General features: G+C 71.9%; 16 protein-coding genes. 11 read left to right on the top strand and 5 right to left on the bottom strand.

Annotation, left to right across the window (positions count from 1 at the left end; translation table 11 throughout):
- Positions 1–7: 7 nt before the first annotated feature.
- From OG978_RS14525 to OG978_RS14540, 4 genes are all read right to left on the bottom strand, one after another.
- Positions 8–931 carry a LysR family transcriptional regulator gene (locus OG978_RS14525; protein ID WP_326765636.1) on the bottom strand — a complete coding sequence of 308 codons (924 nt, stop codon included), beginning with the start codon at positions 929–931 and terminating at the stop codon, positions 8–10.
- A 107-nt stretch (positions 932–1,038) separates the two neighbouring features.
- Positions 1,039–1,269 (bottom strand): hypothetical protein, encoded by a 231-nt coding sequence (locus OG978_RS14530; protein WP_073723257.1) that lies wholly within the window; start codon positions 1,267–1,269, stop codon positions 1,039–1,041.
- 68 nt (positions 1,270–1,337) lie between these two features.
- Entirely contained in the window at positions 1,338–3,560 is a 2,223-nt protein-coding gene (gene malQ / locus OG978_RS14535; protein ID WP_326765637.1) for a 4-alpha-glucanotransferase, read from the bottom strand.
- Positions 3,561–3,836 (bottom strand): hypothetical protein, encoded by a 276-nt coding sequence (locus OG978_RS14540; protein WP_326765638.1) that lies wholly within the window; start codon positions 3,834–3,836, stop codon positions 3,561–3,563.
- Positions 3,837–4,144: 308 nt separating this feature from the next.
- Between OG978_RS14540 and OG978_RS14545 the strand changes: the two genes are divergently transcribed.
- Entirely contained in the window at positions 4,145–7,159 is a 3,015-nt protein-coding gene (locus OG978_RS14545) for a beta-N-acetylglucosaminidase domain-containing protein (protein WP_326765639.1), read from the top strand.
- A 46-nt stretch (positions 7,160–7,205) separates the two neighbouring features.
- Here the strand turns inward: OG978_RS14545 and OG978_RS14550 are convergent, their stop codons facing one another.
- Entirely contained in the window at positions 7,206–7,742 is a 537-nt protein-coding gene (locus OG978_RS14550; RefSeq protein ID WP_114244529.1) for an HNH endonuclease, read from the bottom strand.
- Between the two features lie 376 nt (positions 7,743–8,118).
- On the opposite strand from OG978_RS14550, the gene OG978_RS14555 reads away from it, so the two are divergent.
- The 10 genes from OG978_RS14555 to OG978_RS14600 all read left to right on the top strand — a co-directional run bounded on the left by OG978_RS14555 (position 8,119) and on the right by OG978_RS14600 (position 20,294).
- Positions 8,119–9,183 (top strand): mechanosensitive ion channel family protein, encoded by a 1,065-nt coding sequence (locus OG978_RS14555; RefSeq protein WP_326765640.1) that lies wholly within the window; start codon positions 8,119–8,121, stop codon positions 9,181–9,183.
- A gap of 220 nt (positions 9,184–9,403) precedes the next feature.
- Complete coding sequence (locus tag OG978_RS14560) at positions 9,404–10,627, top strand: ROK family transcriptional regulator (protein ID WP_326765641.1); 1,224 nt, start codon at positions 9,404–9,406, stop codon at positions 10,625–10,627.
- Positions 10,628–10,689: 62 nt separating this feature from the next.
- Positions 10,690–12,024 (top strand): ABC transporter substrate-binding protein, encoded by a 1,335-nt coding sequence (locus OG978_RS14565; protein ID WP_326765642.1) that lies wholly within the window; start codon positions 10,690–10,692, stop codon positions 12,022–12,024.
- Between the two features lie 7 nt (positions 12,025–12,031).
- Positions 12,032–12,973, top strand: a complete 942-nt coding sequence (locus tag OG978_RS14570) for a carbohydrate ABC transporter permease (protein WP_326765643.1) — start codon at positions 12,032–12,034, stop codon at positions 12,971–12,973.
- A gap of 1 nt (position 12,974) precedes the next feature.
- Positions 12,975–13,877 carry a carbohydrate ABC transporter permease gene (locus OG978_RS14575; RefSeq protein ID WP_326765644.1) on the top strand — a complete coding sequence of 301 codons (903 nt, stop codon included), beginning with the start codon at positions 12,975–12,977 and terminating at the stop codon, positions 13,875–13,877.
- 3 nt (positions 13,878–13,880) lie between these two features.
- The gene (locus tag OG978_RS14580; RefSeq protein WP_326765645.1) at positions 13,881–15,146 is read left to right on the top strand and encodes a 6-phospho-beta-glucosidase; all 1,266 of its coding nucleotides are present in this window, start codon (positions 13,881–13,883) and stop codon (positions 15,144–15,146) included.
- Positions 15,137–16,111: an N-acetylglucosamine kinase gene (locus OG978_RS14585; RefSeq protein ID WP_326765646.1), complete on the top strand. Its 975-nt coding sequence runs from the start codon at positions 15,137–15,139 to the stop codon at positions 16,109–16,111. The genes OG978_RS14580 and OG978_RS14585 overlap by 10 nt, the downstream gene beginning before the upstream one ends.
- A gap of 309 nt (positions 16,112–16,420) precedes the next feature.
- Complete coding sequence (locus OG978_RS14590; RefSeq protein ID WP_442817687.1) at positions 16,421–17,812, top strand: hypothetical protein; 1,392 nt, start codon at positions 16,421–16,423, stop codon at positions 17,810–17,812.
- 11 nt (positions 17,813–17,823) lie between these two features.
- Positions 17,824–18,867 carry a glutamate ABC transporter substrate-binding protein gene (locus tag OG978_RS14595; RefSeq protein ID WP_326765647.1) on the top strand — a complete coding sequence of 348 codons (1,044 nt, stop codon included), beginning with the start codon at positions 17,824–17,826 and terminating at the stop codon, positions 18,865–18,867.
- 104 nt (positions 18,868–18,971) lie between these two features.
- The gene (locus tag OG978_RS14600; protein WP_326765648.1) at positions 18,972–20,294 is read left to right on the top strand and encodes a hypothetical protein; all 1,323 of its coding nucleotides are present in this window, start codon (positions 18,972–18,974) and stop codon (positions 20,292–20,294) included.
- The last annotated feature ends 45 nt before the right edge of the window (positions 20,295–20,339 follow it).

Below are 20,339 nucleotides of genomic sequence, written 5' to 3' on the forward strand. Positions count from 1 at the left end.
ACATTGTTTATTCAGTTGAAGTGAACGATTCGGCCGTCGCGGTGAGCGCCGTGAGGACCCTGGCGACCGCGGGGCCCCGATCGGCGCCCTGCCGTACCGCCGCCACCACATGACGGCGCGGCTGGTCGACGTCGAGGGCCCGCATCACCACACCGCCCCGGCTGTGGCGTTCCGCCGAGGCCATGCGCGGGATGAGCGCCACTCCCATGCCCGCCTCGACCATGGCCAGGATCGCCGTCCAGCCGGAGGCGCTGTGCGCCTGCTCGGGCACGAATCCGGCGGCCTCGCACGCCGTCGTCGTGATCTGCGACCAGGGATCCGAGCCACCGAAGATCCACGGGTCGCCGGAGAGATCCGCGAGGCGGAGGGCGGGCGCGGCGGTGAGGCGGTGGTCCACTGGCAGCGCCACATCCAGCGGGTCCGCGAGCAGGGGCAGCACCGAGAACCGGGGGTCGCGGGCCGTCGGGGCGTGCGCGGCGAGGGACAGGGCGAGGTCGACGTCACCGGCGACCAGGAGCTCGTACGCCTGCGCGGCCTCCGCCTCCCGCACCCGCACGCCGGGCCCCGGGCGGTCCTCGGCGCGCAGCCGCTGGATCGCCGGTACGACGAGGGCGGGCACCGCCGTGGAGAACGCCGCGATCCGCACCTCGCCGGCCTCGCCGCGCAGATAGCCGGTCAGTTCGGCGTCGGCGCGCTCCAGTTGGGCGAAGACGGCCTCGGCATGGCGCAGCACGAGGTGCGCGGCGTCGGTGAGCCGGACCCGTCGGCCCTGGGCCTCCAGGAGCGGCACACCGAGCTGTCTGGAGAGGCCGGACAGCTGCTGGGAGACCGCGGAGGGCGTCATCAGCAGGGCCTGCGCGGTCGCGGTGACCGTGCCCCGGTCGCGCAGGGTGCGGAGGATGCGGAGCTTCTTGACGTCCCACTCGGTCATGGCCGCAACCTACCCGGCGCCGCGGACGGGATACCGGCCGCGGACATGCGTGTGCGCCGCGCGGTACTGACGGAGTACCTGCGGCGCACGCGGGACGGGCGTGGGTGCTAGGCCTGCTTCTTGGACTTGTCCAGGACCATGACCAGGCCCGTGATGACCAGGAACAGGGCGATGGGTGCCACGACGTAGAGGCCGATGGTCTCCATCGCGCTCAGGCCGGGCCCCGGGTCGTCACCGTCGTCGCGGGTGAGCGCGAGCGCGGGGGACGACATGAGCAGCATCATCAGCGTCGTTCCGGCCGCGACGGCGCCGGCGCGCATAGCGTTCTTCTTGTCCACGGTGCAAACGTAGCGAACGCCCGCGAGGGGCGCGCGCCCGGGGGTGCCGTACGGGGGTCGGGGCCGGGTCATGGGTGGGTGTGCGGGTACGCGTGCCCGTGGGTTTCCGGGCCGGGTTCCGGGCGGTCCTCGCGTGGTCGGAAGACCTCCATCAGCCGGTGCAGGCGGGGCGCGGCGGCCAGCTCCTCCAGGGTGACCGGGTGGCCCTCCGCATCGGCGACGGGCAGGCGCCAGTTGGGGTACTGGTCCCAGGTGCCGGGGAGGTTCTGCGGGCGGCGGTCGCCGAGCGCGTCGGGCAGCCAGACGCCGGTCATGCGGGCGGGGGTGCGCAGCAGGAAGCGGTGCACGGCGCGGACCGCGCCCTCCTCGTCGCTCTCGCCCTCGGGGAGCAGGCCGAGCCTGGAGAGATACGCCAGCCACTCGGCGGTGTCCGTCGCGTCCGCCGTCAGCTCCTGGTCGAGGGGGCGGGTGAGCAGGCCGAGGCGGTGGCGCAGCGTCACATGGTCGCCGGTCAGCCGGGCCGCGGTGGAGGGCAGGTCATGCGTGGTGACGGTGGCGAGGCAGCCCTCGCGCCATTTCTCGGGGGCCAGTGGGCGACCGGTGCCCGCCCAGTCCCGCTCGAACCAGAGCACGGAGGTGCCGAGCACGCCGCGCCGGGCCAGCGCCTCGCGGACCCCCGGCTCGACGGTGCCGAGGTCCTCCCCCATGACGACGGCGCCGGCCCGGTGCGCCTCCAGGACGAGGACGGCGAGCATCGCCTCGGCGTCGTGGGTGACGTAGGTGCCCTCGGTGGGCGGGCGCCCTTCGGGCACCCACCAGAGCCGGAAGAGGCCCATGACGTGGTCGATACGCAGGGCGCCCGCGTGGGCGAGGAGCCCGCGCAGCAGTCCGCGGTACGGGGCGTAGCCGGACGCGGCGAGGACGTCCGGGCGCCACGGGGGCAGGCCCCAGTCCTGGCCGCGGGCGTTGAAGGCGTCCGGGGGCGCGCCGACGGACATGCCGTGCGCGAAGGCGTCCTGCTGGGCCCAGGCGTCGGCGCCGCCGGGGTGCACGCCGACGGCGAGGTCGTGGACGATGCCGACGGCCATCCCCGCGTCGAGTCCGGCGCGCTGGGCACCGGCGAGCTGACCGTCGGTCAGCCAGGCGAGCCGGCAGTGGAAGTCGACCCGGTCCAGCAGTTCGCCACGGGCGCGGGCGGTCTCCTTGGAGCGGGGGTCGCGCAGCCCGGCGGGCCAGGTGTGCCAGTCGGAGCCGTGCGCCTCGGCGAGGGCGCACCACAGGGCGTGGTCCTCCAGGGCCTGCCCCTGCTCGGCCAGGAAGTCGCAGTACGCGGCGCGGCGGCCCGGGGTGAGGGGCACCTCCCGTACGAGTTCGAGAGCCTGGCGCTTGAGCTCCCAGACGGCGTCGCGGTCGATCAGGGCGCCCTTGTTCAGGACGGTGTCGCTGAGTGTCGCGGCGTCCTGCCGGAGGTCGTCGAGGGTGCCCCGGTCCGTCACGTGCCCGTACTCGGGGATGGACTCGATGTGCAGATGCACGGGGTCGGGGAAGCGCCGCGACGACGGGCGGTACGGGGACGGGTCGGTGGGGTCGCCGGGCACGGCGGCGTGGAGCGGGTTGACCTGGACGAATCCGGCGTCGAGGGTCCGCCCGGACCAGGCGGCGAGGTCGGCGAGGTCCCCGAGGTCGCCCATGCCCCAGGAGCGGGCGGAGAGCAGGGAGTAGAGCTGGACGAGGAAGCCGTGGCCGCGGGCAGGCGGCCGGGGAGCCCGGGGCGGGGCGACGACGAGCGTGCCGGCCGCACTCCGGCCGCCGGGCGCCCGGACGGCCAACCGGTGCACCCCGAGCGGCGGTTCGACCCACCAGGCGGGGGCCGGGGGCGCTCCCGTACCGGCCTCCGCGCTCTCCTCGTCCGCCGGGCCCGTACGCCCGTCGGCGCCCCGTACCGAAACGGCCGGATCCGGTCGGTCGGCCGGAATGCGCATCCGCGGGGGCGAGGCCGAACCGGGGCCTTCGAGGGCGATGTCCAGTGTGGTGCCGGGTGGCAGGGCGGTCAGGGCCGCGGGCAGCGGCTCACCGGTCCACACCACCAGCGTCGGCGGGAGCAGCCGGGAGCGGGCCGAGGACTCGGCGGCGGCGAGCGATTCCCGTACCGCCTCGGGCGTGCCGGCGTCCACGCCGAGCGCGGCGAGCACGGCGACGACCGTGTCGTCGGGGACGGACACCGTCACATCGGCGGACGGGGAGTAGGAGGTGGCGACGCCGTGCAGTGCGGCGAGCCGGGACAAGCCCATTCAGACTCCTGGGGACTCCGTGCCCCATGCGCCGCCGGACGTGGCCGGCTCGCTGGTCAGCGGGGCATTGACGGCGAGCGGGGGTTCGCTGGTCAGGGGTGTGGCGTCGGCGAGCGGCGGCTCGCTGGTGAGGGGTATCGCGTCGGCGAGCGGCGGTTCGCTCGTCAGCGGGCCGGGCCCGGGGGCCGGGAGCGCGTCGGCCGACGGGGCGGCGGGACCTGGGACCTGTTCGGGTTCGGGGAGGGCGGAGAGCAGAAGCTTCGCGGCAGCGGGCATGGCGACCTCCTGGCCATGAGGAAACAGGACACAGCAGACCTACCCGGCGGGCTCGGCCACAGGTGTAGGCGCCATCACAACGAGTCCAACGTGCTCTGGGTCACATTCCGTTCCCCGCGGGCCTGTTCTCCGCAAGTTGTCCGCTGTTTTCGGCCATCCGGCGTCATCTTTGGCGTCAAACGCCCTGCCCCACCCCCCTCACCCCTCCTGCCGCATCGGGCATTTCCGGCACACCACCCACGCGCATTGACACCCTCGCGCGCGGGTGGTGGGCTCGGATCCCACCGGCGGAACGAGGGAGACGAGCGATGCGGCTCAGGCGCGGAAAGCAGGCAACGGCCATCGCGGTCGCCGTGCTCGGCGGACTGCTCTCCACGGGAACCCCGGCCGCCGTCGCGGCCCCTCCGGTACCCGGCTCCACCGCCGTCACCACCCCCGACCGCACGGATGACACCGCACTGCCCGCCGTGTGGCCCCGGCCGCAGTCCATCGAGGCCGCCGGACCGTCCGTACCGCTCGCCGCCGAGGCCACCCTCGTCGTCGGCGCCCACGCCGATCCGTACGCGGTCGACGCGCTCCGGCGCATCCTGCGGGACGCGGGCGTGCGGACCGTCCACGAGGCCCTGCCCGGCCGCGGCCCGGTCATCAGGCTCGGCGGCGACGGCGCCCGGGACGCGCTGCGCACGCTGCGCGCCCCCGAGCGCGGCGATCTGCCCACCGGGGGCTACCGGATCGCGGTCGGCCGGGTCGCGGGCCGGGACACCGTCGCCGTGGACGGTCTCGGCGAGGACGGCCTCTTCCACGGCGTGCAGACACTGCGTCAGCTGATCCGGGACGGAGGCGTCGCCGGGGTCACCGTGAGGGACTGGCCGGGCACCGCCGTACGCGGGATGACCGAGGGCTTCTACGGGCAGCCGTGGAGCCGCGAGGAGCGGCTGGCCCAGATCGGCTTCATGGGGCGTACGAAGCAGAACAGATATCTGTACGCGGCGGGCGACGATCCGTACCGGCAGGCCCGTTGGCGCGACCCGTACCCGGCCGACCGGCGCGCCGACTTCCGGGCGCTGGCCGAACGAGCCCGCGCCGAGCACGTGACGCTCGGCTGGGCCGTCGCCCCGGGCCAGGCCATGTGCATGTCGTCGGCCGGCGACGTGAAGGCGCTGACGAAGAAGCTCGACGCGATGTGGGCACTGGGCGTGCGGGCCTTCCAGCTGCAGTTCCAGGACGTCAGCTACAGCGAATGGCACTGCGACAGCGACGCCGACACCTTCGGCAGCGGCCCGCAGGCGGCGGCCAGGGCTCAGGCGCGGGTGGCCGGCGAGGTGGCGCGGCATCTCGCGGACCGGTATCCGGGTTCGCAGCCGCTGTCGGTGATGCCGACGGAGTTCTACCAGGACGGGTCCACCGACTACCGCAGGGCGCTCGCCGAGGAACTGGACGAGCGGGTCCAGATCGCCTGGACCGGAGTCGGGGTCGTGCCGAGGACCATCACCGGCGGGGAACTGGCCGGTGCCCGCGCCGCGTTCGGGCATCCGCTGGTCACGATGGACAACTACCCGGTGAACGACTACGCCCAGGACCGGATCTTCCTCGGTCCGTACACCGGCCGGGACCCCGCGGTGGCCATAGGCTCCGCGGCGCTGCTCGCCAACGCGATGGAGCAGCCGTCCGCGTCCCGCATTCCGCTCTTCACCGCCGCCGACTTCGCCTGGAACCCGAGGGGTTACCGGCCGCAGGAGTCCTGGCGGGCGGCGATCGACGACCTGGCGGGCGGTGACGCACGCACCAGGGACGCGCTGCGCGCGCTGGCCGGGAACAGCGCGACGTCCGTGCTGGGCGGTGACGAGTCCTCGTATCTGCGGCCGCTGCTGGCCGCGTTCTGGAAGTCCCGTACGGCGCACGACGCCACGGCGCGGGACGACGCGGCGCGCAGGCTGCGGGAGGCGTTCACCGTGATGCGGGAGGCCCCGCAGCGGCTGAAGGGCCTGGCGGACGGGCGCCTGGACGGCGAAGTGCGGCCGTGGACCGAGCAGTTGTCCCGGTACGGCCGGGCCGGCGAGCTGGCCGTGGATCTGCTCCAGGCCCAGTCGCGCGGCGACGGCGCCGCCGCCTGGCAGGCGTCACTGGCCCTGGAACCGGTGCGCAAGGCCACGAAGGCGGACGGCGCGACGGTCGGCAAGGGGGTGCTCGGCCCGTTCCTGGACCGGGTGCGCCGGGAGGCGGACGCCTGGACGGGCACGGACCGCGACGCCGGTACGGTGACGAAGGCTCCGGGCAACTACACGGTCCGGCTGAACCGGGCCCGCCCGGTGGAGGCCGTGACGGCGATGACCCTGCCCGGCGGCGGCAAGGTGGCCGACGCGACGCTGGAGGCCCATGTGCCGGGCGAGGGCTGGCGCCGCCTGGGCGCGTTGTCGGCGACCGGCTGGACCCAGACGGCGGCGAAGGGGCTGCGGGCCGACGCGATACGGATCAGCTGGCCCACGGGCGGCCCGTCGGTGCCCCCGGTCATCGCGGGCACGGTGGCGCCGATGGCCCCGGGCGCCAATGCCGCCGGGAACACCTCGGTACCGGCTCCGCGGGTGCACGCGCTCGTGCCCTGGTTCGGCGACGAGCCCGCGGCCCGGCTCGATCTCGCGCGCGGCGAGACGGACGCCGAGATCGGCGGCGGGCCGCAGCGGGTCGAGGCGCGCCTCGCCGCCCGGCGCCCCGCCGAGGTGCGGGGCGCGCTCACCGCGAAGGCGCCCAAGGGCATCAAGGTGGACATCCCGAAGCAGACCAGGGTGGCGCGCGGTTCCCGTACCGACGTCCCCGTCGAGATCACGGTCCCGGCGGGCACGCCGGCCGGGGAGTACGAGGTGCCGTTGAGCTTCGGCGACGAGCGCAGCACGCTCACCGTCCGGGCGTTCCCGCGCACCGCGGGCCCCGATCTGCTGCGTACCGCCACCGCGTCCTCGTCCGGCGACGAGACCCCGGACTTCCCGGCGTCGGCCGCCGCCGACGGCGATCCGGAGACCCGCTGGTCCTCACCGGTCGAGGACGGCGCCTGGTGGCAGGCGGAACTGCCCCGGACCGCCCGGATCGGCCTGGTGGTGCTGCACTGGCAGGACGCGTACGCCACCCGCTACCGCGTCCAGGTCTCCTCGGACGGCCGCAACTGGCGCACGGCGGCGACCGTCCGGGACGGCAGGGGCGGGCGCGAGTCGGTCCGGATGGACGCGAAGGACGCCCGCTACCTCAGGGTCCAGGGCGATTCCCGGGGCAGCGAGTTCGGCTACTCGCTCTGGTCGGTGGAGGCGTACGCCGTCGCCGCAACGGAGTAGCGATCCGGGCCCCTGCCGTCCCGGGGACGTCGAAGGCCCGGATCCCTCAGGCAGAAATGCCGTCGATCCGGGCCATGGCGTCGTCCGCGCCGAACGGTTGCAAGTACGGCAACCAGCGCGGGTCGCGGTGTCCCGTGCCGATGATCCGCCAGGCGAGGCCCGTCGGCGGGGCGGGTTGCTGGTGCAGCCGCCAGCCGAGCTCCGGCAGGTGCCGGTCCGCCTTGACGTGGTTGCAGCGGCGGCAGGCAGCCACCACGTTGTCCCAGGCGTGCTGTCCGCCGCGGCTGCGCGGAATCACGTGGTCGACGCTGGTCGCGGTGGCACCGCAGTACATGCAGCGCCCCCCGTCCCGGGCGAACAGCGCCCTGCGGGTCAGCGGTACGGGCCCCCGGTAGGGAACCCGCACAAACCGCTTCAGGCGTACGACGCTGGGGGCCGGGACGGCCCGGGTGGCACTGTGCATGAAGGCGCCGGACTCCTCTAGGCAGATGGCCTTGTTTTCGAGGACGAGGACGAGCGCGCGGCGGAGCGGTACGACGCCGAGTGGCTCGTACGACGCGTTGAGAACCAGGACATGCGGCACGGTGGATGCCTCCTTGTACGCCGGCGGCGCGTGGCTCGCGCCGGGACGATCCGATCTCAGTCTCTACTCCTGCCTGGTAGAAGCGCCACCACGTGCAGGTAACGGGCCGGAAGGATTTTTTTCCCGGCCCCCTGCCCCTCGCACCGCGGCCACACACCGGAACAGCCGCTTCCGAGCCGCCTTCGGGCCGCTGCCGCGGCGACCGCACCCGATGTGCGATCGGCCACAGGCAGCCGCTGCGGCCCCGTTCCTCCGCTGCTTCCCGCCCTCGGTATCCCCCCGTGAGACGCGTCTCTCCCCTCGGCCACGACAACGGAGTACTCCCGATGCCCCGTTAGTGTGGTTGGGCCGCTGTCGCCCATCTGGAGGTTCCACCGTGTCCCTGTCCGCGCTGTTGGCCGCAGCCCCGTCGCCCGAGCCCGGCAGCTCGCTGGACGAAGCCGCCAAGCAGGCCGGCGACGCCGCGGGCTGGGTGGAGGAGAACTGGTCCACCTGGCTGAACACCGGCCTGCGCATCATCCTCATCGCGACGATCGCGATCGTGTTGCGGATTGCGATCCGGCGTGCTCTCACCAAGCTCATAGAACGGATGAACCGCAGCGCCCAGGCCGTGGAGGGCACCGCGCTCGGCGGGCTGCTGGTCAACGCGGAACGCCGCCGCCAGCGTTCGGAGGCGATCGGTTCGGTACTCCGCTCGGTCGCGTCGTTCCTGATCCTCGGTACGGCCGCCCTGATGATCCTGGGCGCGTTCCAGATCAACCTGGCCCCGCTGCTGGCATCCGCCGGTGTGGCCGGTGTGGCACTCGGTTTCGGTGCGCGCAACCTGGTCACCGACTTCCTCTCCGGTGTCTTCATGATCCTTGAGGACCAGTACGGCGTGGGCGACACTATCGACGCGGGCGTCGCCTCCGGCGAGGTCATCGAGGTCGGCCTGCGGGTCACGAAGCTGCGCGGCGACAACGGTGAGATCTGGTACGTCCGCAACGGCGAGGTGAAGCGGATCGGCAACCTCAGCCAGGGCTGGTCGACGGCCGGCGTCGATGTGACTGTGCGTCCCACGGAGGACCTCGACAAGGTACGTACGGTGATCACCGAGGCCGCCACGGCGATGGCCAAGGAGGACCCCTGGAACGAGCGCCTGTGGGGCCCGGTGGAGATCCTGGGCCTGGACGCCGTGCTCCTGGACTCGATGACGGTCCGGCTGAGCGCGAAGACGATGCCGGGCAAGGCGCTGGGCGTGGAACGCGAGCTGCGCTGGCGGATCAAGCGGGCCTTCGACGAGGCGGGCATCCGCATCGTCGGCGGCGTCCCGGCCCAGGCGGACGAGCCCTCCAAGGCCGACGCGGCAGCCGGCGTGGCCGCCCCCTCGGCCTACGCCTCGGCCACCTCGCCCCAGTCCCTGGCCACGGCCCCGATCGCCCCGCCGAACATCTCGAAGTAGTTCTCGGCCGCGCGAGCGGTCGGCGGGCCGACGCGACCTCAACTCGGTTCGCCGACGGCGCGGTTGGGCATGCGTCACCATGGACCCGGATATTCCGGAAGTGTGACAGGTAACGCTTTGGTTGCCACCGGGGCGCCGCCCATTGACGGCCAGGTGACGCGCGCATACCGTCCTCTCACCAAATAGGAAACTTTCCTAACAGAGGGCAGGTGCAGTACTCATGGCCGGAACCACACCGGGTACCCCCCGCGTTCTGCGGGCCATGAACGACCGGGCCGCCCTCGATCTGCTGCTGGAGCACGGCCCCCTCTCGCGGACCAGGATCGGGAAGCTGACCGGGCTCTCCAAGCCCACCGCGTCGCAGTTGCTGGCGCGGCTGGAGGCGGCCGGGCTGGTCGTCGCTACCGGAACCGTGGCGGGGCGGCCGGGGCCCAATGCCCAGTTGTACGGGGTGAACGCGCGGGCCGCCCATGTCGCGGGGCTGGATGTGAACGCCCGCCGGATCGTCGCCGCCGTCGCCGATGTGACCGGGGAGACCGTCGGGCAGTTCGAGCTGCGCACCCCCGGGCGGCGCGCCGACAGTGTGGTGCGGCAGGTGGCGGAGGCGCTGGACGGGGCGGTGAAGGACGCCGGGCTCACCCGCTCCGATGTGCACCGGGTCGTCATCGGCACGCCGGGCGCCTTCGATCCCGGTACCGGGCGGCTGCGGTACGCCTCCCACCTGCCGGGCTGGCACTCCCCCACGCTGTTGGAGGAGCTGGCCGCCTTTCTGCCGATGCCGGTGGAGTACGAGAACGACGTGAACCTGGTCGCGGTGGCCGAGCAGCGGCTGGGCGCGGCGCGCGGACACGAGGACTTCGTCCTGCTGTGGAACGAGGAGGGGCTCGGTGCCGCCCTCGTCATAAACGGGCGGCTGCACCGCGGCTTCACCGGCGGCGCGGGCGAGGTCGGTTTCCTGCCGGTGCCGGGTGCCCCGCTGGTCCGTCAGGTCACCAAGGTGAATGCGGGCGGCTTCCAGGAGCTGGCGGGTGCGCAGGTGCTGTCCCGGCTGGGCCGGGAGCTCGGCATCGACGACGAGCTGATCCGCGCGCCCGGTACCCACCACGAGGTCGCGGCCCGGCTGCTCGCCCGCGCCGCCGAGGCCGCGGAGGCCGGCGAGGACGGCCCGTACCCCCGGCTCCTCGATCTGTTCGCCACCGGGCTCGCGACCGGGCTCGCCTCCATGACCGCCGTGCTCGACCCGGAAGTCGTCGTGCTGTCCGGCGAGGTGATCGCGGCCGGCGGCGAGCCGCTGCGCTGCCGGGTGGAGTCCGAGCTCACCGAACTGGCGGCCTCCCGGCCCCGGCTGATCGCCGGCGAAGTGACGCACCGCCCCGTGCTGCGCGGCGCGCTGGAGAGCGCACTCGCCACCACCCGTGACGAAGTCTTCGACACGTCCCGCTGACCCCTTCTCGGCCCGCCCGCTTCCTCCGTACCCCTGCCCCATTCCTTCACCGGGAGACCGCCATGTCCGGAAACCGCCGGAAGACGGCCGCCGCGCTCGCCGCGACCGCCGCCATATCTCTGCTCGCCTCGGCCTGTACGGGGCAGAGCAACGGTGCCAGTGATGACCCGTCCAAGGAGACGACCATCAACTTCTGGCACGGCTGGAACTCCCCGAACGAGGTCGCGGGAATCCGGGCGACGGTCGACGCCTTCGAGAAGGCGCACCCCAACATCCATGTGAAGGTCATCGGCAACATGACCGACGACAAGATCAACCAGGCGCTGCGGGCGGGCGGCTCGAAGGCCCCGGACGTCATCTCGTCGTTCACCACGAACAACGTCGGCAAGTTCTGCTCGTCGAAGGCGTTCGTCGACCTCGACCCCTTCCTGAAGAAGGACGGGATCGACCCGGACAAGACCTTCCCGAAGGCGATGAACGAGTACACCCAGTTCGACGGGGTGCGCTGCACCGTGCCGCTGCTCGGTGACGCGTACGGCCTCTACTACAACAAGGACGCGTTCGAGAAGGCCGGTATCAAGAGGCCCCCGCAGACCTGGTCGGAGCTGGCCGCGACCGCCAAGAAGCTGACGAAGACCAAGGGCGACTCGTACGAGCGGCTCGGTTTCATGCCGAACTACCACGGCTACGAGACGACGACCGAGCACTACCTCGGCGCCTGGGACCCGAAGTACTTCGACGCGGACGGCAAGTCGAACATCGCCGAGGACCCGTCGTTCGCCTCCATGCTCAAGACCCAGAAGAAGCTGGTCGACGACCTGGGCGGCTACGAGAAGCTGGAGAAGTACCGCACGTCGTTCGGTGACGAGTGGGGCGCCAAGCACCCGTTCCACACCGGCCAGGTGGCCATGCAGCTGGACGGCGAGTGGCGGCTCGGAATGGCCGAGGAGACCAAGCCGAAGTTCGAGATCGGCGTCGCCCCGATGCCCGTCGCCGACGACGAGGCCGACACCTACGGCAAGGGCTATCTGACCGGCACCATCGCCGGTATCGCTGCCACCTCGAAGAAGCAGAACGCGGCCTGGGAGCTGGTGAAGTTCATGACGACCGACACCGACGCCGTGGTGAATTTCGCCAATGCCATCCACAATGTGCCCTCCACCCTGGCGGCGCTGAAGTCGCCGAAGCTGAAGTACGACCCGCGGTTCAAGACCTTCCTCGACATCGCTGCGAACCCGAAGAGCACCACGACCCCGCCCTCGGTGAACGGCGGCGCGTACCTGGTGTCCCTGCAGAACCTCGGATTCGACATCGAGAAGGGCAAGCAGAAGGACATCGAGGCGGGTCTGAAGAACACCGCCGAGGAGATCGACGCAGCCATCGCGCAGGCGAAGTAGCGCCGCGATGACCACGTACACACTCCGTGCGAAGCGCCGCCGGTCGGCGCTTCGGACAGCGGCCTTCATGTCGCCGTGGCTGATCGGGTTCTGCGTCTTCTTCGCCTACCCGCTGATCTCCACCGTCTGCTTCTCCTTCACCTCGTACGACGGTTTCACGGCCCCCGAGTTCAGCGGGCTGAAGAACTGGTCGTTCGTCTTCAACGACTACCCGCTGTTCTGGCCGGCGCTGCGCAACACGCTCTGGCTGGTCGTGGTCATGGTCACCTGCCGGGTGGTGTTCGGCCTCGGTGTCGGGCTGCTGATCACGAAGATCAAGACGGGTGCCGGGGTCTTCCGGACCCTGTTCTACCTGCCCTACCTGGCCCCGCCGGTCGCGGCGACCCTCGGCTTCGTCTTCCTGCTCAACCCGGGTACCGGGCCGGTCAATTCGATCCTCGGCGAGATCGGGCTGCCCACGCCCGGCTGGTTCACCGACGCCACCTGGTCCAAGCCGGCCCTGACCGCGCTCGCGGTCTGGGGGGTGGGCGACCTGATGGTGATCTTCATGGCCGCGCTGCTCGACGTACCGAAGGAGCAGTACGAGGCGGCGGAGCTGGACGGGGCGACCGCGTTCCAGCGGTTCCGCTTCGTCACCCTGCCGAACATCTCGCCGATCATCCTGTTCGCGGTGGTCACCGGGATCATCCAGACGATGCAGTACTACACCCAGCCGTTCGTGGCCGGGAAGGTCGCCTCGGGCGTGATGGGCGGCTCCGGGCAGCAGTTCGAACCGGGCTATCCCGACAAGTCGACACTGACGCTGCCGCAGGTCGTCTACAACCTCGGTTTCCAGCGCTTCGACTACGGCTCCGCCTGCGTGGTCGCGCTCGTTCTCTTCGTACTCGCCATGGCGTTCACCGCACTGCTGATGCGGCGCCGCAGCGGACTGATCCAGGCAGGTGAGTGACGTGGCGCAGACTCTCGACGCCGTGAAGACGGCCGGCCCCGCGACCGGCCCGGCCATCCCGGCCGAACGCGTCGCGCGGCGCAAGTCGCTGCTGAACTGGATCGCGGTGCACGCGCTCGGCGTCGCCGCCGCGCTCTTCTTCGTGCTGCCGTTCGTCTTCCTGCTGCTCACCTCGCTGATGAGCGACCAGCAGGCGCTGACCCGCGATCTGTGGCCGCACCCCTTCGAGTGGAGCAACTACCGGCGGGTCTTCGAGACCGACGGCTTCCTGACCTGGTGGCGCAACACCCTGCTGTACGCGGGGCTCGGCACCGTCCTCACGGTCGTCTCGTCGCTGCCCGTGGCCTACGCGCTCGCCAAGTTCCGCTTCCGCGGCCGGCATCTGTCGCTGATGCTGGTCATCTCGATGATGATGCTGCCGCCGCAGGTCGTCGTCATCCCGATGTATCTGTTCTGGGCCAAGCAGCTGGACATGTCCGGCACGCTCTGGCCGCTGATCATCCCGATGGCGTTCGGCGACGCGTTCTCCATCTTCCTGCTGCGGCAGTTCCTGCTGACCATCCCGAACGAGTACCTCGACGCGGCGAAGGTCGACGGCTGCGGCGAGTTCCGCACCCTGATGCGCGTCGTGGTGCCGATGGCCAAGCCGGGCATCGCCGCCGTCGCCCTCTTCCAGTTCTTCTACGCCTGGAACGACTACTTCGGCCCGCAGATCTACGCGTCGGAGAACCCCGGTGCCTGGACGCTCAGTTACGGCCTGGATTCCTTCAAGGGCGCACACCACACCGACTGGAACCTGACCATGGCCGCGACCGTACTGGTCATGGCCCCCGTGATCCTCGTCTTCTTCTTCGCACAGAAGGCATTCGTCGAGGGCGTCACACTGACCGGAGTAAAGGGCTGACCTATGAAGCTCGCAGTAGTTGGTGGCGGGTCCACCTACACACCTGAACTGATCGACGGTTTCGCCCGGTTGCGGGACACGCTGCCCATCGAGGAGCTGGTGCTCGTCGACCCGGCGGCCGACCGCCTGGAGCTCGTCGGCGGCCTCGCCCGGCGGATCTTCGCCAAGCAGGGCCACCCGGGGCGGATCGTCACCACCTCGGACCTCGACGCGGGCGTCGCCGACGCCGACGCGGTCCTGCTCCAGCTGCGCGTCGGCGGCCAGGCCGCCCGCAACCAGGACGAGACCTGGCCGCTGGAGTGCGGCTGCATCGGCCAGGAGACCACCGGCGCCGGCGGCCTCGCCAAGGCGATGCGCACCGTGCCGGTCGTCCTGGACATCGCCGAGCGGGTCCGCCGCACCAACCCCGACGCCTGGATCATCGACTTCACCAACCCGGTCGGCATCGTCACCCGGGCGCTGCTCCAGGCCGGCCACAAGGCCGTCGGCCTGTGCAACGTGGCGATCGGCTTCCAGCGGAAGTTCGCCCGGCTGCTCGATGTCACCCCCGGCGAGGTGCACCTCGACCATGTCGGGCTCAACCATCTGACCTGGGAGCTCGGGGTGCGCCTCGGCGGCCCGGACGGCGAGAACGTCCTGCCGAAGCTGCTCGCCGAGCACGGCGAAGCGATCTCGGACGATCTGCGCATGCCCCGGGCGATCGTCGACCGGCTCGGCGTCGTCCCCTCGTACTACCTGCGGTACTTCTACGCGCACGACGCGGTCGTGCGGGAGCTCGGCACCAAGCCGTCCCGGGCGGCCGAGGTCGCCGCGATGGAGAAGGAACTCCTCGCCATGTACGGCGATCCGGCGCTGGACGAGAAGCCCGCGCTGCTCGCCAAGCGCGGCGGCGCCTTCTACTCGGAGGCGGCCGTGGACCTGGCGTCCTCGCTGCTCGGCTCGGGCGGCTCCGCGGTGCAGGTGGTCAACACGTACAACAAGGGCACGCTGCCTTTCCTGCCGGACGACGCGGTGATCGAGGTGCAGGCCCGGGTCGACGGAACGGGCGCGACGCCGCTCGCCGTTCCCGAGCTGGACCCGCTCTACGCCGGTCTGATCGCCAACGTGACGGCGTACGAGGACCTCGCCCTGGAGGCCGCGCTGCGCGGTGGCCGGGACCGGGTGTTCAAGGCGCTGCTCGCGCACCCGTTGATCGGCCAGTTCGAGTACGCCGAGGCGCTCACCGACAAGCTGATCGCGCACAACCGGGAGCACCTGGCGTGGGCGTGAACGCTTCGGTCCTCGCGATCGATGCGGGGAACAGCAAGACCGACGTGGCACTGATCGGTGCGGACGGAACGGTGCTGTCGACGGCCCGGGGCGGTGGTTTCCAGCCGCCGGCCGTGGGCATCGAGACGGCCGTCGACGCCCTCGGCGCGGCCGTCGACCGGGCGCTGGAGCTCTCCCCCGAACCGGTCGGCTCCGTCGCGCACGTGTCCGCCTGTCTCGCCAACGCCGACCTCCCGGTGGAGGAGGAGCAGTTGGCGGCGGCGCTGCGCGCGCGGGGCTGGGGCGCCACCGTCGAGGTGCGCAACGACACCTTCGCGATACTGCGCGCGGGGGTGGACGAGCCGCGGGGTGTGGCGGTCGTCTGCGGTGCGGGGATCAACTGTGTCGGCATGGTGCCGGACGGGCGGACCGCGCGGTTCCCCGCCATAGGCCGGATTTCCGGTGACTGGGGCGGTGGCGCGGGGCTGGCCGAGGAGGCGATGTGGTTCGCCGCGCGGGCGGAGGACGGCCGCGGTGGGCCGACCGAGCTGGCGCACACGCTGCCCGCGCACTTCGGGCTCGGTTCGATGTACGCGCTGATCGAGGCGCTGCATCTGGGCGGGATCGAGTTCGAGCGCAGGCACGAGCTGGCTCCGGTGCTCTTCGCGACGGCGACGGCCGGGGATCCGGTGGCGGGCGCGCTGGTGGACCGGCTGGCGGAGGAGGTCGTCGCGATGGCCTCGGTCGCGCTGGGCCGGCTCGATCTGCTGGACGAGGAGGCGCCGGTGGTGCTGGGCGGCAGCGTACTGGCGGCCCGTCACCCGCAGTTGGACGCGAGGATCGCCGAACTCCTCGCGGTACGCGCCCCGAAGGCGGCGCTGCGGGTGGTGACCCAGCCGCCGGTGCTGGGAGCCGCGCTGCTCGGCCTGGATCACACGGGCGCGGCGGCCGCGGTGCACGAGAGGCTGCGCGCGCAGTACAGCTGACATGTCACCCTCGGGGCGTTCCGCGGCGATTTGGCACCGCGGGACGCCCCTTGTGCAAGGGAACCGATCAGCTGTCCCGGACGTGTTCTTGAGTGGGGAGATCGGTCCGCATCGGGTACTGGTCCGCCGATCGGCTTGATCGGCGGCGCAGGCCTTGATCGAATGCATGTGAGTGCATCCGTGGGCCGATGCAGGATCCAGACGTTCCTGGTGTGGATGTCGGTCCCTGCGGCCATACTTCATGGCCGGGCACCAGTCCCCCGATCGGCCGGGGGTCGGGCCACCGTCAGTGACCGAGGGGGAGGTCGAGTGACATACCCGCCGAATGTACGCACGGCGCCGGAACACGAGCGGGCACAGCCGCCCGTGCCTGCGACCGCACCCGCTCCGGCGCAGCGCGGTGTGCTGTCCGAGACGGCCGACAAGGTGCGGGCCGCGGCCACCACCGAGCCGGGCCGGCTCCAGATCATCGGGGCCGTACTGGCCCTGCTCGTCGTGGCGTTCGGGGCCGTGACGGCGTTCGAGATCGCCGACCGGTCGTCCGCCGCCGACGACGTGGTGAGACGCAGTCAGCCGCTGAGCGCCGACGCGGCGGCCGTCTACCGCTCGCTGGCGGACGCCGACACCGCCGCGGCGAGCGGTTTCCTGGCGGGGGCGCAGGAGCCGCCCGATGTCCACGACCAGTACGAGAGGGACATCAAGGAGGCGTCCCGGCTGCTGGTGAAGGCCGCCGCCAACACGGACGCGTCGACCAAGTCCGGGCAGGAGATCACCACGCTCAACGTGGAACTGCCCCGCTACACCGGCCTGATCGAGCGGGCCCGCTCCAACAACCGGCAGGGCCTGCCGCTGGGCGGGGCCTATCTCCGGTACGCCAACCAGAAGATGAGCAATGTGCTGCTGCCGGCCGCCGAGCGGCTGTACGCGGCGGAGACCGGGCGGCTCGGCCAGGACAGCGATTCGGCCAGGACCTTGCCGTTCTTCTCGCTCGGGCTCGGGGTCGTGGCACTGGCCGCGCTGTTCTGGGCGCAGCGGCGCAACTACCGCAGGACGAACCGGGTCTTCAACCACGGGCTGCTCGTCGCGACCGCGGCGTCCACGGTGGTGCTGCTGTGGCTGGCCGTGGGGCACACGGTGGCGAGGTCCCAGCTGCATGACGCCGATGCGAACGGGCAGCAGTCCCTCGACGTGCTCAACCACGCGCGGATCGACTCGCTGAAGGCCCGCGCCAATGAGAACCTCACCCTGGTCGCCCGCGGCGCGGTGCTCACCGCGGACGGCAAGAGCGACAAGTACGAGACCGACTACAACACGGGCATGAAGGCCCTCGGCGAAGAGCTGGGCAAGGCCGGGAAGCTCGCCGAGGGCACCCCGGGAAGCGAGCCGGTGAAGAAGGCCGTCAGCGCTGTCTCCGAGTGGCAGAGCCGCCACCGGGCCGCCCGCACGACCGACGACAGCGGCGACTACGAAGGCGCTCTGAAGCAGATCATCGGGCCGAAGAAGACAACGGGTGAGTCCTTCCAGCGGGTGGACGACGCGCTGGAGCAGGCACTCGCCTACGAGCAGGACGAGTTCACCCGGGCCGCGAAGGACGGGCGCGGGGCGCTGTGGGGCCTGCCGGCCGGGGCTGCCGCACTGGCCGCGCTGGCCGCCGTCGCCACGATCGTCGGGGTCAACCGCAGGCTCTCGGAGTACCGGTGAGAGGGGGAGCGATGACCAGGAAGCGCACAGGCGCGTGGTCCGCCCGTGTGAGGCTGCGCGGCTGGGGCGGGGTGACGGCCATGGCCGTGGCCTGCGCCGTGACGGCCTCGCTCACCCTGCTGCCGCTCTCGCACGGCGGCGCCGAGGCCTTCCGCGGGGACGTCGCGGGCCAGGGCGCCGCACAGGCGGTCCAGACCAAGGCCGACGACTGCGAGAACCCGGGGGCGAGCCTGCCGCCGTCCAACGCGGAGGGCCCGAGCATCGCGAAGATCAAGGCGCGCGGGAAGCTGATCGCGGGCATCGACCAGAACAGCTTCAGCTGGGGATACCGAAACCCGGAGACGCGCAGGATCGAAGGCTTCGACATCGATCTGGTGCGGGCCATCGCCGAGAACATCCTGAACGATCGGGACGCGGTGATCTTCCGGGCGATTCCCACCAACAAGCGGGCCGAGCTCCTGGCGAACGGCACGGTCGACGTCGTCGTCCGCACGATGACGATCAACTGCAAGCAGCTGCAGAAGGTCTCGTTCTCCACCGCCTACTTCGAGGCCGGGCAGCAGGTCCTCGCACCGAAGGACTCGCAGATCACCGGGTACGACAAGTCCCTGGCCGGCAAGCGGGTGTGCACCGCCAACGGCTCGACCGCGTACGACGCGCTGAAGAAGCAGTCGTTCGGGGCGATCTTCGAGGACCCGCACGACGGCACCGACAAGGACGAGAACCAGCTCACCGTCCCCAACCAGCTGGACTGCCTGGTGCGGTTGCAGCTGGGCGAGGTCGACGCGGTGGTCACGGACAACGCGCTGGCGGCCGGGCAGGCCGCCCAGGACCCGGCGGTCGAGCTCAAGGGCGACCAGCCGTTCACCGACGAGAGCTACGGCGTGGCGACCAAGCTCGGCGCGAACGACCTGGTGGCCCGGGTCAACCAGGTACTGGTCGACTACCGCAGGGGTGGCAAGGACAGCCGCTGGATGCAGTCGTACCGGGATTGGCTGGAGGACGGGCTGCCAGGCATAAAGGCGCCGCCGACCCCCAACCAGCGGAGCAACTGACGCCTCAACGGCCCGGGTGCGCGCGACGGCGCGGACCCGGCCGGTGAGGCAGTGGCACTGATCCTGCCGGGCCCGTCCCGGCAGCAGAAGCGGAGAGGTGATCGATGGGCGCGGGCCCCTACCCCGGCTATGCGGCCAGGCCCCCCGGCCCGGTCATGGACCGGGACGAGGCGGACCGTGCGCTGGCCCGGCTCGGCGCGGAGCACGAGGCGATCGAGACCTCGCTGCTCGCCCTGCAGGACCACGCGGGGCGCCGGCTCCTGGAGGGTGCCGAGCTGACCGGTGTCACCAGGGAACGCTGGGCCTCCACGGAGCAGTCGATCACGCTGCTGTGGGGGTATTTCGACGCCTACGCGGGGGCACTCGCCCAGGCGCGTGCGGTGCGGGCCCGCCGGCGCTATCCCAACCGGGACGATCTGGTGGCCCTCACCGAGCTGCTGCGCGGCCAGGGCGTCACCGTGGCGCACGCCGCGGCGCGCCCCGATCCTTCGGTCAACGGTCCGGCCAAGCTCTCCGAGCGGTTCACGCTGGAGGAACTGGTCGCCCGGATGAACGAGCTGTACGCCCGCTCGCTGGACATGGTCGTCGCCTCCGACTCCGTGTGGTCCGCGCTGCCCGCCCGGATAGATCTGCTCGCCGCCGAGCTGCACCGCACCCGCTCGCTGGCGCACTCCGTGGGAGTGCGGCCCGGTGAGCACCCGGCGGGCGACGACCTGGAGGCGATCACCCACGAGCTGGCCACGCTGCGGGTGCAGGTGATCTCCGACCCCCTCGCGTTCTGGCTGCCGGGACCCGGCAGTTCGGCGCCCGGCGGCGGTCGCCCCGACACGGCGCGCTACGACCGGGCGGCCCGCGCCCTGGACGACGTACGCCGCGAGATCGAGGCGGTGCTCGCGGTCCGGCAGGACGCGGAGCAGCGGCTGGTCCAGCTGCGCGACGTGCTCTCCCGCGCGGACCGCACCCTGACCGAGGCCCGGTCGGCGCGCGGCGAGGTGCTGGCGAAGATCGCGGCCTCCGAGGTGCCCGCGGTGAGCGGTCCGGCGACCGTGCTCCAGGAGCGGCTGGCCGCCGCTTCGGAGTACCGCAGGCATGCCCAGTGGCACCGGCTGTCCCCGCTCCTGGAGACGCTGGAGCGGGAGGCGGAGGAGGAGTTGCTGCGGGCCCGCGAGTCGTTGACCGCGGTCACGGCACCGCTGGCCGTCCGGGCGGAGCTGCGCGGCAGGCTCGACGCGTACAAGGCGAAGGTCGCCCGGCACGGTCTGGCCGAGGACCCGCTGCTGATCGAGCGGTACGACGCGGCGCGCCGGATGCTGTGGAGCGCGCCGTGCGATCTGCGGGTCGCCGGACAGGCGGTGCTGCGCTACCAGGAGGCGGCGGCCGAACTGCTGTCCCAGCGCCGGGCACCGGGTCCGGAGGACCGGCGATGATCACAGGCGTGTGCAAGCCGGAAGGGCCGCTGCGGCGGCGGGGCG

It is taken from the genome of Streptomyces sp. NBC_01591 (assembly GCF_035918155.1).
Lineage (GTDB): Bacteria > Actinomycetota > Actinomycetes > Streptomycetales > Streptomycetaceae > Streptomyces.

What these genes read in the sequence shown, in the direction of transcription:
- OG978_RS14595 (WP_326765647.1), top strand. Translation starts at nt 17,824, where the DNA reads ATGACCAGGAAGCGCACAGGCGCGTGGTCCGCCCGTGTGAGGCTGCGC.
- OG978_RS14600 (WP_326765648.1), top strand. Translation starts at nt 18,972, where the DNA reads ATGGGCGCGGGCCCCTACCCCGGCTATGCGGCCAGGCCCCCCGGCCCG.
- OG978_RS14565 (WP_326765642.1), top strand. Translation starts at nt 10,690, where the DNA reads ATGTCCGGAAACCGCCGGAAGACGGCCGCCGCGCTCGCCGCGACCGCC.
- OG978_RS14560 (WP_326765641.1), top strand. Translation starts at nt 9,404, where the DNA reads ATGGCCGGAACCACACCGGGTACCCCCCGCGTTCTGCGGGCCATGAAC.
- OG978_RS14580 (WP_326765645.1), top strand. Translation starts at nt 13,881, where the DNA reads ATGAAGCTCGCAGTAGTTGGTGGCGGGTCCACCTACACACCTGAACTG.
- OG978_RS14525 (WP_326765636.1), bottom strand. Translation starts at nt 931, where the DNA reads ATGACCGAGTGGGACGTCAAGAAGCTCCGCATCCTCCGCACCCTGCGC.
- OG978_RS14545 (WP_326765639.1), top strand. Translation starts at nt 4,145, where the DNA reads ATGCGGCTCAGGCGCGGAAAGCAGGCAACGGCCATCGCGGTCGCCGTG.
- malQ (WP_326765637.1), bottom strand. Translation starts at nt 3,560, where the DNA reads ATGGGCTTGTCCCGGCTCGCCGCACTGCACGGCGTCGCCACCTCCTAC.
- OG978_RS14540 (WP_326765638.1), bottom strand. Translation starts at nt 3,836, where the DNA reads ATGCCCGCTGCCGCGAAGCTTCTGCTCTCCGCCCTCCCCGAACCCGAA.
- OG978_RS14570 (WP_326765643.1), top strand. Translation starts at nt 12,032, where the DNA reads ATGACCACGTACACACTCCGTGCGAAGCGCCGCCGGTCGGCGCTTCGG.